The sequence below is a fragment of the Paenibacillus sp. FSL H8-0280 genome, assembly GCF_045040665.1.
Lineage (GTDB): Bacteria > Bacillota > Bacilli > Paenibacillales > Paenibacillaceae > Paenibacillus > Paenibacillus xylanexedens_A.
In genome coordinates, this window is record NZ_CP150296.1 from 6203248 (window position 1) to 6215662 (window position 12415).

General features: G+C 46.5%; 9 protein-coding genes. 1 reads left to right on the forward strand and 8 read right to left on the reverse strand.

Annotated elements, in window-relative coordinates; translation table 11 throughout:
- The first annotated feature begins 417 nt into the window (after positions 1-417).
- A complete protein-coding gene (locus tag MHI12_RS27135) occupies positions 418-1791 on the forward strand; it encodes a molybdopterin-dependent oxidoreductase (RefSeq protein WP_405170801.1) in 1374 nt (457 codons plus the stop codon).
- A gap of 134 nt (positions 1792-1925) precedes the next feature.
- Here the strand turns inward: MHI12_RS27135 and ligA are convergent, their stop codons facing one another.
- The 8 genes from ligA to galU form a co-directional block, all read right to left on the reverse strand.
- A complete protein-coding gene (gene ligA, locus MHI12_RS27140) occupies positions 1926-3947 on the reverse strand; it encodes an NAD-dependent DNA ligase LigA (protein WP_405170802.1) in 2022 nt (673 codons plus the stop codon).
- A gap of 212 nt (positions 3948-4159) precedes the next feature.
- Positions 4160-6514, reverse strand: coding sequence for a DNA helicase PcrA (gene pcrA, locus MHI12_RS27145; protein ID WP_341009114.1), 2355 nt, complete (start codon positions 6512-6514; stop codon positions 4160-4162).
- A 437-nt stretch (positions 6515-6951) separates the two neighbouring features.
- Positions 6952-7647 (reverse strand): heptaprenylglyceryl phosphate synthase, encoded by a 696-nt coding sequence (locus tag MHI12_RS27150; protein WP_405170803.1) that lies wholly within the window; start codon positions 7645-7647, stop codon positions 6952-6954.
- A 115-nt stretch (positions 7648-7762) separates the two neighbouring features.
- Entirely contained in the window at positions 7763-8638 is an 876-nt protein-coding gene (locus tag MHI12_RS27155; protein ID WP_339195764.1) for a phosphatidylinositol-specific phospholipase C/glycerophosphodiester phosphodiesterase family protein, read from the reverse strand.
- Between the two features lie 134 nt (positions 8639-8772).
- Positions 8773-9654 carry a dTDP-4-dehydrorhamnose reductase gene (gene rfbD / locus MHI12_RS27160; protein ID WP_405170804.1) on the reverse strand — a complete coding sequence of 294 codons (882 nt, stop codon included), beginning with the start codon at positions 9652-9654 and terminating at the stop codon, positions 8773-8775.
- Positions 9651-10676: a dTDP-glucose 4,6-dehydratase gene (gene rfbB, locus MHI12_RS27165; RefSeq protein ID WP_405170805.1), complete on the reverse strand. Its 1026-nt coding sequence runs from the start codon at positions 10674-10676 to the stop codon at positions 9651-9653. Before rfbB ends, rfbD begins: the two co-directional genes overlap by 4 nt.
- Before the next feature lie 54 nt (positions 10677-10730).
- Positions 10731-11279, reverse strand: a complete 549-nt coding sequence (gene rfbC / locus MHI12_RS27170) for a dTDP-4-dehydrorhamnose 3,5-epimerase (RefSeq protein ID WP_405170806.1) — start codon at positions 11277-11279, stop codon at positions 10731-10733.
- Positions 11280-11460: 181 nt separating this feature from the next.
- Entirely contained in the window at positions 11461-12339 is an 879-nt protein-coding gene (gene galU / locus MHI12_RS27175) for a UTP--glucose-1-phosphate uridylyltransferase GalU (RefSeq protein WP_405170807.1), read from the reverse strand.
- Between the last annotated feature and the right edge of the window lie 76 nt (positions 12340-12415).

The window sequence follows — 12415 nt, forward strand, 5'->3', positions numbered from 1 at the left end:
CTTTCAAATGATTATGACAATCATTCGTTTGAAGCGACAAGAAATAATATATCACGTAGTGATTTATTTAGCAAGCATTTTTAATCAACCTTTTGATATCATGATATCTTCATCTACGGTGTCTTGTTTCCAACCTCTATTCGACAGAATAGCACATTCTCTGAACCCAAGATGGGATAACGATCCCTGCTCTTCTGTTCGTTTGAAGAAAGTGATCCAAAAACTCTATAATAAGGTATATAGATATAGGGATAAGGTTAAGCAGTCAAGTGTACTACTTTCATAAGTAGCCTATGAACAATCCTATAACCATCTCGCATTGCACCTTTACACAGATCACGTACTCCATTCACAGCTAGTTATTACATATCAAAGTTCTGAATAAACTCATTACTAACCTATATGGGGTGATCGCACTTGAAGCAATGGTTAAAGAACAGACGCAAAGGTTACGGCAAAAAGTTGGTTTCCATCCATGCTTGGAATGCCTGGATTGTTGTGATCCTTGCTATAACAGGTCTTATGCTGGTGGGCGGCTTTTGGCGCGAGATACTCGGAATTGGACGTGTCTGGTTAAAATGGCTACATATCATCGTTGGGCTAGCTATGCTGGCACCCGTAATATATTACTTGATTTTGGCCGGAAAGCACTGGAAACAACTTCGAAATAGGCCTTGGCAAAGGGTAAACACCATCTTTGTTCTTGCGCTGCTGGTAGGCTGGCTCCTCTCGGGTATTGTATTATGGCAGTTCAAGCTAGCTGGACCTCGATGGTCGAATGCTGCACTTTTAATCCATGACCTGCTGACTTGGGTGGGCTTACCTTATATTATCTATCACTCCATCACTCGGACCAAATGGTTAAAGGATCCTGCACGTCGTGCGGTTAAAACCACTACAACTTCAACACGAACTCAACATACAGCTGATCGATCTGACACAATAATAGATGAAAAAGAAACTCCGGCTGCTATATTTTCTTCCCAGTTTGATCGTAGTTCCGAGAGAGATCCCCTCAAATCAGAGGAGCGACCACAACCGTTGTATACACGAAGAGCTTTCATCCGTTCTGCTGTGGGGGTTGGTCTCGCCGTGACTCTTGGTCCTACTTTTATATCCTGGGTAGGACGAAATCTCAAGATCGATAATAGTATTGATAGCATGCTGGAGAACGATCCTAACCGTATGGTTCCTCTGCCACAACCGCTGTCTGCCTCTTCACCTCCCATTGGAGGCGGAGCTGAAGGTCATTTCCGCGTATATACGGTTACGCCTATACCGTCCTTCTCCAATGCTAACTGGTCTTTCCGAATCGATGGACTGGTTGAAAGGGCACAGGTATGGAACTGGGAACAGTTCGTGAAGCTGGCGCGTACCGTACAGGTTAGTGATTTCCACTGTGTAACGGGCTGGTCTGTATATAAAAATACCTGGGAAGGCATTTCTCTTGCACAGCTTTTGAAACAAGCCGGGGTCAAACCGGAAGCTCATAGTGTGAAGTTTTATTCCGGTGATGGTGTGTATACGGATGCCATTACGATGGATCAAGCGCAAATGGAAGATATTATGGTCGCTGTCATGCATGATGGCAAACCTATCCCTGCTGATCTTGGCGGTCCGGTGCGGCTCGTTATTCCTCAGATGTATGCCTATAAATCGGTAAAATGGTTAAATCGCATTGAACTCATCGACAGTGAACATATCGGTTACTGGGAAGAACGAGGATATGATAAGGATGCATGGCTTACAGGCGCATCTCAGCGCATTCCTACCAATTTAAGCGGTTCATGATCAGATAAGATAAGACTGGTGAGCGTTCATTCGTTTTAAAAATAATTTAGATAAATAGCAAAAGCCCCCGATCACATATTCGTGTCTTCGGGGGCCTTTTTCTTTTTCCTCATTATGAACTCTCTGATTACACATTAACCCCGTGGGTTCAGAAGACGTACAAGTTCGTCCTCATCCTCAATCGTTGGAATACCGAGATCATGAGCTTTGGTTAGTTTACTACCTGCCTTCTCTCCGGCAATAACCAAATCTGTCTTTTTCGACACACTGCCAGTCACCTTCGCCCCGAGCGCTTCCAGTCTTTGCGTTGCCTCTTCCCGCGTCAATTGGTGCAGCGTTCCGGTCAAAACGACCGTTTTACCACTGAAGAAGGAATCTTCCACAACAGCAACGGCTGGTGCCTCAGGTGCCTGAGCTTTCACGCCCAAGTTGAGCATTTTCTCAATTGCAGCCTGTGTAAACGGATCTGCAAAAAAGTTTACGATGCTCTCAGCCACGATACCACCAACGTCGGGTAGTTCAACCAGTTCTTCCACGGTTGCATTCATAATGGCGTGCAGATCTCGATAATGATCAGCGAGCATGCGCGTTGTCGATTTACCTGTGTTCGGAATACCCAGTGAGTATAAGAAGGAAGCCAAGTCTCTATCTTTACTAAGCTCAAGCGCAGCGATAAGGTTGTTCGCTTTCTTTTCCCCAAACCGCTCCAGCTTCACCAAGTCATCAAACTGTAACGTATACAGGTCGGCAGGCTCACGCACGTTCAATTCATCATACAGCTGAATCGCTGTTTTCTCACTGAATGTCTCAATGTCCATGGCATCACGGGAAGCAAAGTGGGAAATACGTGCCACCGTTTGTGGTTTACACGCAAGTCTATTGTTACAGAACAGATGCGCTCCACGTTGCTCCAGTGGGAATCCACATGCCGGGCATTGCTCAGGGAAGACGATCTCCTCGCCATCACTTTCCTCCGTCACTTTACCCAGAATCTCAGGAATGACGTCGTTGGAGCGACGGATAAAGACCCGTGTGCCCAGAGCAAACTTCAGATTTTTGCGCTCAATATCGCCGACATTGTTCAAAGTACAGTTCTGTACCGTTACCCCGGCAAGTTCAACCGGTTCTACGCGTGCCAGCGGAGTTACTTTTCCAGTACGACCCACATTCCATACCACAGCGTTAAGAACCGTCGTGGTCTCTTCTGCCTCGAATTTGTATGCCACCGCCCAGCGAGGGAATTTATCGGTATAACCCAACACCTCGCGGGTGCGCATGTCCGTAATTTTGATAACAGCTCCATCGATCAGATAGTCTAGCTGCCCCCGGTTCTCCTGAATCGCAGCCAATTGTTCCATTACATCATCAAACTCATGGAAATAAGTAATCGATGGATTCACTTTGAAGCGGTTCTCACGCAGGAAGTCCATCATCTGCTGATGATTGGCAAATTGAATGTCATCCGAATAACCTACATTATAGAAATAAGCATTCAGTCGACGCTCAGCCGTCGCCTTCGGATTCAGGTTGCGGAGCGCTCCTGCTGCTGCATTACGCGCATTCTTGAGTGGCTCTGCCGCTGTCTCATTGTATCGGTCCAGGACAGACAGATTCATGATGCCTTCACCCTGTACTTCAATCGTACCGCTTGTGTAAGGAATTTTGAGCGGAACGGATCGGATCGTTCTTACCTGTGCCAAAATACCTTCACCTACGGTACCGTTCCCTCGTGTAGAGGCTTGCACCAACTCACCGTTGGTGTATGTCAGGTTCAACGTCAATCCGTCAAACTTCAACTCAATGACATAACCTGGTTCCGGTAAAGGCGTATCGGGATTTTTACTGTTATAGTCGTTAATCAGTTTCAGTACACGGGTATTCCAGCTGCGCAGCTGCTCAATATTCTGTGCTTTGTCCAGACTCCATAAGGAGGATAAATGGCGATGCGGGGTAAACCCCTTGAGCAGTTCGCCGCCCACACGCTGTGTTGGAGAATCTGGCAGAACCATGCCGCTTTCCTGTTCCAGCGTAACCAGTTCATCGTACAGAAGATCATACTCCTTATCGCTGATCTGTGGCTGATCCATCGTGTAGTACTGATAATTATGCTGGTTCAGCTCGGTAACGAGTTGCTCCATCCGGTGCATCGGGTCCATACAGGGCCATCCCTCCGTTAATTTGATCTATGTAGAACGAACACTCCTATTGCACGTAAACTCCGATAACAGAATAACTTTCCGATCGCTGTTATCCACCGGATTTCTTTTAATCCATTTTAAAAGGTGGAAATCCGGGGATATAGGCGAACGCTATGCTTCTTCAAGTTATTTCTGTTCTCTCTGTTATAGTGCAAAAGTAAGTTTCGTTCTTATTCTACTTTCGTAATTGGGGCAAATCCGGCAAGTAAACGTTTCACACCCACCGGAGCCGGGAAGGCAATCTGCAGTTCGGTATCATTACCTGTCCCTTTGACCGCAACAATGGTGCCTGTGCCCCATTTGCCATGCTGCACTTTGTCCCCTGCCTTAAAGCCTGCTTCACCATTAGAAGCCACCGGCTTGGAAGCAGATGATGGCGTAGAGTATGCTGGGCGGGACGTGCCCGTGGTCACACGTGAAGTTGGCGTGGATGAAGTAGCAGACGAACCGCTCTTGCTTTGGTGATCAAACAGCTTGGTGCCACCACCGAAGTTACTTCCTCCACTAGAGCCTAGTCCACGTCCACCATATGAGCCGCCTCCGCTACTGCCACGACGGTAACGATCACGAGCCATGGAGGTGTCTTCCTTCAACTCATCCGGAATCTCATCCAGGAAGCGGGAAGGTGGATTCGCTGTTGTACGTCCAAACAATGTACGCATCTGGGCACAAGACAGGAAGAGTTGCTCTTCCGCACGGGTGATCCCTACATAAGCAAGTCGGCGTTCTTCTTCCAACTCTTCATTGTCCATAAAGGCACGGCTATGCGGAAAGACCCCTTCTTCCATACCCACGATAAAGACAACCGGGAACTCCAGACCTTTGGCGCTGTGCATGGTCATCAGGGTAACCGCGTCGCTCTGATCCTCTTCATCATCGTTCATGCTGTCGATGTCAGCAATCAATGCAAGATCGGTGAGGAACGATACGAGCGTTTTGTCTTCATTATTTTTCTCAAATTCCATTGTTACGGACAGGAACTCTTCAATGTTCTCCAGCCGTGCACGGGATTCGAGTGTGTTTTCATTTTGCATCTCAAGACGGTATTGACTCATCTCAAGAATCTTCTCGGTCAGTTCAGTTACAGACAGATACTCTACCATCTGATGCAAAGCAGCGATCATGTCATAGAACTCCACCAGCGCATTTCGCGTACGGCCTGCAAATCCAAGATCGTCCACGACCTGAAGCACACGGAAAATTGAGATTCCACGCTCTCCTGCCGCAGCCGCCAGCTTCGCTACCGTTGTATCACCAATGCTACGTTTTGGTACATTAATGATCCGGGTAAGACTGATATCATCGTCGGGGTTAGATAACAGGCGCAGATACGCCAGAATGTCCTTGATCTCTTTACGATCATAGAACTTGATGCCGCCGACAATCTGATACGGAATATCAGACTTGATCAGAATTTCCTCTATAACCCGGGATTGGGCATTGGTACGGTACAAAATGGCATGGTTCTGATAGGATTTGCCGTTCTTCACATTTTTACTAATCTCGGAGGTAACAAAATACCCCTCATCATGTTCGGAATCCGCACGGTACACCTTGATCTTCGAACCACCCTCTTTGTCCGTCCACAGTTTCTTCGGTTTACGCCCTGTATTCAGGCCGATCACTTCATTCGCTGCATTCAGGATATTGGAAGTTGAACGATAGTTCTGCTCCAGCAAAATCGTATTTGCTTCAGGGTAATCTTTCTCAAAATTCAGGATATTGCTGATATCCGCCCCGCGCCAGCGATAGATCGACTGGTCACTATCCCCTACAACACAGATGCGATGGTGACTGTCAGCGAGCATGCGGCACAGCATGTACTGTGCACGGTTCGTATCCTGATACTCGTCCACGTGAATGTACTGGAATTTCTTTTGATAAAAGTCGAGAACTTCAGGCACTTCCTTGAACAGTTGAATAGTCTGCATAATGAGATCGTCGAAATCAAGTGAGTTGTTGGCTCTTAACTTTTTCTGATACATCTTATATATCTTCGCTACAATACCCTCGAAATAGTCTCCTGCCTGCTTCTCATATTGCTCCGGACTAATCAGTTCATTCTTGGCCGTGCTCATCATGGATTGAACTGCTTTGGGCTCGAATTTCTTAGTATCGATATTCTGGTCTTTCATACAGCTGCGAATAACAGATAATTGGTCCGATGAGTCCAAAATACTGAAGTTGGAGGTAAAGCCAATACGTTCAATATCACGGCGCAGAATACGCACACACATGGAGTGGAACGTGGATACCCAAATGTCGCGGCCTTGGGAGCCACCTACGAGTTGAGATACCCGGTCTTGCATCTCACGAGCGGCTTTGTTCGTAAAGGTAATCGCTAAAATGCCCCACGGGGGTGCTTTCCGTGTTGCAATGAGGTAGGCAATCCGGTGTGTCAGCACCCGGGTCTTGCCGGAGCCCGCACCGGCCATAATTAGCAGCGGGCCATCCGTCGCCTCGACGGCTTGCCGTTGAGGGGTGTTAAGCCGTGCAACGGCATCATGTATATTTACAGGTTGCATGCATGCATGCTCCTTTCGTTGGTTGGTCGGTATAAGTGAGCTATCGGTTACACTCGTCACTACGATGACAGAATAATCTTCCGATCGCTGTTATTCCCGGATTTTTCGATCTACTTTTCAAAGGTAAAAATCCGGTAATAAAGGCGAACGCTCCGCTTCTCCAGCTTATTTCTGTCCTCTTCGTTCTCGTGTAAACATAGTCCCTGTATACGAATTGCTTAGTAAAAAAAGAACAAAATCAGGTAATAGAAGTATGCTTAGGATTTAGCTTTCTTACAGAAAGCTTTTAACGAGCATTTCGTTTCTCCAGCTCACTTCTCTCCTCTTTGTTATCGTGTAAACGACATTACGCTCATATAACTTCTTTAATTAGTAAGGGCAAAGTTCTATTTTAACAGATCATAAGGGGAAAATGGGGGAATGGTAAACTAAACCGTTTAAATGGTTCCTTTTACGGCCAACACCGTCTCAAGTGCCTTAGTCAAATCGCTATACACAATATTACCTACCACGATGGTATCTGCCACCTGGGCAGCTTGCGAGGCTTTCTCCGAATCATCAATTCCGCCGCCGTAAATGAGGTGTGCCCACTCCAATTGTCTATGTGTCTCACCAACAAGCTCCATATCTCCGAACGTTCCGCTGTACTCCATATATATAATTGGAAGATTGAGCAGACGCTCCGCAGCCTGGGCATATGCCACCGCAGCTCCTGTCGTCAGTTCCGTATCTGCACCAGTCAACTGAGCTACCGTGGAGTTTGCATTCAGGACGATATAACCCTCGGCAATCAGCAGATCCCACGGGATGAGATAACCATAACGCTCTATCGCTTGCTGGTGGTGCCCAATCATCCATTTGCTGTCCGTTGCATTCAATACCATCGGGATCAAATATCCATCAAATCCAGGAACAACAGCCTCCAGATCGGATACTTCAAGCACACATGGCAACTCATAACGACGCACACGGGACATCAGGTCTACCGTGTTATCATAGGTAATTCCCGAAGATCCGCCAACGATAATCGCATCGGTCCCCGACATGCAGACCAGATCGAGTTCTTCGTCCGTAATTTCCCGGTCCGGGTCAAGCTTAAATACATGTCTCCACTGCTTAATCATGTCTATCAACGAACATTCCTCCAGAGGTTCTTCTGCATCCTAGAAAGCTTGTAAACTAAGTCTAAGTCAGCAGGCAGCGAGTGTCAATGTTCGTATAAAAAGGGGAACAGAAAAACATGTATTTTTACGGTTTCCAGGCAAAACGTGTATTCATCTCATCCAGTTCCTGCTCTGTCAGCACGTCCGAGTACACCCCGTACACGCCCCATTTCTCATAGTTAGCCACCTGTTCAGTGTCATTGATGGTATGCACGTAGGTGACTGAGCCTGCACTATTCAGCTTGGCAACGAAATTCTGATTTACTTTATATTCCGGCATAGTCACGGCATCAATATCATTCTTTTGCACAAAATCAACAACCTGAGCTTCTGTATCCTGTGTGGCATATAACGTATAGATAATGGAAGGGAATGCATAGACTTCTTTCACCGTTTCGAGCATCGGTTCGTTATAGATCTGTACAACCACCCGGTCCAGCACGGATGGGTCATGTTCTTTGGCTGCATCCACGAGGGATCTTAACACCTGCTGAATATCCTCATCCTTCTGTTCCTTGGTGTCAGTTACGATATACATATCCGGATACTCGGCCAGTACATCTATAATGCCATCAGCATCCATGGGTTGATACATACCTAAAATAGGCGTATTCATAAATTCATCATGTGTCAGTGCCCCGGCTTGTTTATCCTCCGGAAGCTCTTCGTCTTGTCCTAGCATTTTGCTCATATTAGCGGTCCATTCATGTCTGGCTACGGCTTTGCGATCCGATGTCAACATAAAGTCGATCTCAAATACACGTGTGCCTTTCTCGTAATTGGCAATCATCGCTTCATAGGCGTTGGTATATGGTTGATCACGAATGCTGCCCATCGCATGGGCGATTAATCTATAGGCGGTAAATCCGTCCCGTTGTTCCTCACTCTCGCTTTCGTAGGCGAAAAAGAGTGTGCCCACGGTAACGATCAGTAGTATTAACACGGCGGCAATGCGTTTCATATAGCATTCACATCCTCAGTACCTTTTTGATAGCTAACTACCCGAATTGAGGAGGTGCAAAACAAAATAGCCGCCCGAGGCGGCTGTTAAATGGTGGGTGCAGTTTGGGAATAAAGCACGGACTCTCCACATGCTCAGTCCTTTTGCTGTACACTCCACTCTTTCAAAAACGCAATCAGTGCCTCACGCCAAGGTCTCAGAGGTTCCAGACCGTTCGTTCGAATTGCCAGATGATCCATCACCGAGTATGCAGGACGAGGGGCTGGACGCGGAAACTGATCGGTTGTGCATGGCGTAAGTTCGGCTGTAGGCTCGAACCCACTCTGCTTATTGGCTTCTTCTTTTATTGCCTCTGCAAACTCGTACCATGTGCAAGTCCCTGAATTGGAGGCATGATAGATGCCATACTTTTTACTTATGGAAAGGATATGAATGAATCGGGCAAGATCCACCGTATAGGTAGGCGAACCTTGTTGGTCATGAACAACTTGCAGTTGTGGACGTTTCTCCATAAGTTCCAGCATGGTTTTGACAAAATTACTGCCATACACGCCAAACACCCATGATGTTCGAATAATAAACCATTGCGTACACAAACTTTGAACCAGCCGTTCCCCAGCAAGCTTCGACTTGCCATATACACTCTGCGGATTCGTTACATCGTATTCTCGGTAAGGTGTACTCCCGCTCCCATCAAATACATAATCGGTACTGATATATACCAGTTTTGCTTTCACTTTCTCGGCGGCAACCGCGATATTTCTAGTACCTGATGCATTGATTGCATATGCTGTATCCTCATCTACCTCAGCCTGATCGACCGCTGTGTAAGCAGCGCAGTGAATTATGATGTGGGGGCGGAACGTCTTAATCATATCTGTGCACTGCTGTTGATCGGTAATATCCATCTGGTTCTTGTCACAGGCCAATACTTGATGACCCTCTGCTTCGAAGGTCTTCACCACATCATAACCCAGCTGTCCTGCCGCGCCAGTCACCATAACTCTATAGTTCATTTGGACGAATCACCCATCCGCTTACCGTACTGAAGCTGAACATAGTCCTGATATGTGCCTGATTGAATTCTCGTCCACCAATCTTGATGTTTCAGATACCATTGGATCGTCTCTTTGATCCCTGTCTCAAAATTGTGTGCAGGTTGCCATCCGAGCTCTGTACGTATCTTGGTAGGATCTATACCGTAACGTCGGTCATGTCCCAACCGATCCTGTACATATTGAATCAAACTCGCTGGTTTACCCAGTTGTTCCAATACGCTCTCCACAATGTAAATATTAGTACGTTCATTATTACCACCAATGTTGTATACCTCTCCAGATTGTCCATTATGAATCACCAGATCAATCGCGCTGCAGTGATCCTCGACATAAAGCCAGTCACGAATATTGAGCCCGTCACCATATACTGGAATGGCTTCGTCATTTAGTGCACGGGATATAATCAGCGGAATCAGTTTCTCCGGGAATTGAAAAGGCCCGTAGTTATTAGAGCAACGTGTAATATTTACAGGAAGTCCAAAGGTTTCATGATAAGCTCTTACGAGTAGATCCCCGCCAGCTTTACTTGCAGAGTACGGACTGTTTGGCATCAGAGGGGTTTCTTCAGTAAATAAACCTGTTGCACCTAGTGATCCATATACCTCATCTGTCGATACCTGAACAAATTTGGTGACTTGATATTTTTTTGCCGCATCCAATAGAACCTGAGTACCCATCACATTGGTACGCACAAAGATATCCGGGGACAGAATACTTCGATCCACATGAGACTCGGCAGCGAAATTCACAACCACATCAATGCCTTGGGAAAAAACAGCTTCCATCTGCTGTACATCTGCAATATCTGCTTTGATGAAGGTATATTGGGGATTGGACTCTACTGTATGCAAGTTCTCCAAGTTCCCCGCATACGTTAATGCATCCACATTGATAATTTCATAACTCGGATGTTCACGAAGCATATATAATACAAAGTTGCTGCCGATAAATCCGGCCCCACCCGTAACCAGTAGTTTCATGCTGTCTCTCTCCCTCTGCCTCCAGATACAGAAGTATCTGAAAAGTCTGATTAATTAGTCGAAGTTCAGTTCAGCATCTTTCAGTAAAGGATGCTTCTGATCCTTCTCCGATAATATAGGTTTCGTCACAGGCCAATCAATGGCGAGCGCAGGATCGTTCCACAGAATTCCACGGTCATGTTCAGGCGAATAATAGGCGTCCACCTTATAAGTTACCTGGGAATGAGGCACCAAGGTGCAGAAACCATGAGCAAATCCTCGAGGAACAAGCAGTTGCCGCTGGTTGTACTCACTTAGAATGACACTTTTCCATTGGCCAAAGGTAGGGGATGACGTGCGGACATCCACAATCACATCATATATAGCCCCTGATATAACCCTCACCAATTTAGTCTGTGCTTTGGGCTGGAGCTGGTAATGAAGCCCACGGAGAACACCCGCTTCAGCCGATAAGGATTGATTGTCCTGAATAAAGACGTGCTGTATTCCCTGTTCATGCAGAACCTGCTCATTATAACTCTCCATAAAATATCCACGGTGATCACCATAAACCTTGGGTTCCAAGATGGCAGCGCCATCCATAAACAGCGGAAGTACCTTCATGACATCCCTCCGTTTTGCTGTTAACATCATTTCTTCATATTGACTATGTATATGTAAAGTGTCGGGTAAGTGTTTGTTCATTGGCCTGTATAACCCTCATATTTACTCTTCCATAAAATAAATTAAAGTCCAGCCGCGATATCATTCTTCGGCTGGACTTCAAGGGCATGCGGAAAACCATTTATTGATCCTTTACGACCTGTTCCAAATACTTTAAGAGATCTGTCCGTAGATCCGGGCGCTGCAACGCGTAGTGAATCGATGTCTCAATAAAGCCCAACTTCTCACCAACATCATGGCGTAGTCCGTCAAAATGATATGCGAGAATCTGCCGCTGTTCATTCAATCGGGACAAGGCATCCGTGAGCTGAATTTCGCCCCCAACGCCAGCCGATTGTTGACCTAGTATCTCGAAGATATCTGGTGTAAGAATATAACGTCCCATAATAGCAAGGTTCGAAGGGGAATCTTCAGTCTTTGGTTTCTCAATTAAGCGGCGCGCGCGAAAGACACGATCATCGGTAGGAGTCAGTAATTCTCCGTCTACAATCCCGTAGCGGGATACCTCGCTCCAATCAACAGGCTGTACACCAACGATCGGAGATTGCAGTTCATCGTAGACATCGATCATCTGCTTCAGGCAGGGATGTTCCGCTTCCACGATGTCATCCCCTAACAGGACGGCAAAAGGCTCGTTACCGATAAACTTGCGGGCGCACCAGATGGCGTGACCAAGTCCCTTCGGTTCCTTTTGACGGATATAATGGATATCTGCCATCTCGGAGGGTTTGCGTACTTCGTTAAGCAAGTCCCACTTCTGTTTGTCCGCCAGATTCTGCTCCAGCTCAAAAGAATAATCGAAGTGATCTTCAATGGCCCGTTTCCCTTTACCTGTCACGATAATGATATCTTCAATGCCTGAAGCTACGGCTTCTTCAATAATGTACTGGATCGTTGGCTTGTCCACGATAGGAAGCATTTCCTTAGGCATCGCCTTGGTGGCAGGCAGAAACCGGGTACCCAGCCCTGCGGCTGGAATAATCGCTTTGCGAATACGCACACGAACCCACTCCTTTTGTTAAACAAGTTGAACTAAAGCATATTTACACTTACCACTCCGATGACAGAACAACCTT

What these genes read in the sequence shown, in the direction of transcription:
- rfbB (WP_405170805.1), bottom strand. Translation starts at nt 10,676, where the DNA reads ATGAAACTACTGGTTACGGGTGGGGCCGGATTTATCGGCAGCAACTTT.
- MHI12_RS27155 (WP_339195764.1), bottom strand. Translation starts at nt 8,638, where the DNA reads ATGAAACGCATTGCCGCCGTGTTAATACTACTGATCGTTACCGTGGGC.
- rfbD (WP_405170804.1), bottom strand. Translation starts at nt 9,654, where the DNA reads ATGAACTATAGAGTTATGGTGACTGGCGCGGCAGGACAGCTGGGTTAT.
- pcrA (WP_341009114.1), bottom strand. Translation starts at nt 6,514, where the DNA reads ATGCAACCTGTAAATATACATGATGCCGTTGCACGGCTTAACACCCCT.
- ligA (WP_405170802.1), bottom strand. Translation starts at nt 3,947, where the DNA reads ATGGACCCGATGCACCGGATGGAGCAACTCGTTACCGAGCTGAACCAG.
- rfbC (WP_405170806.1), bottom strand. Translation starts at nt 11,279, where the DNA reads ATGAAGGTACTTCCGCTGTTTATGGATGGCGCTGCCATCTTGGAACCC.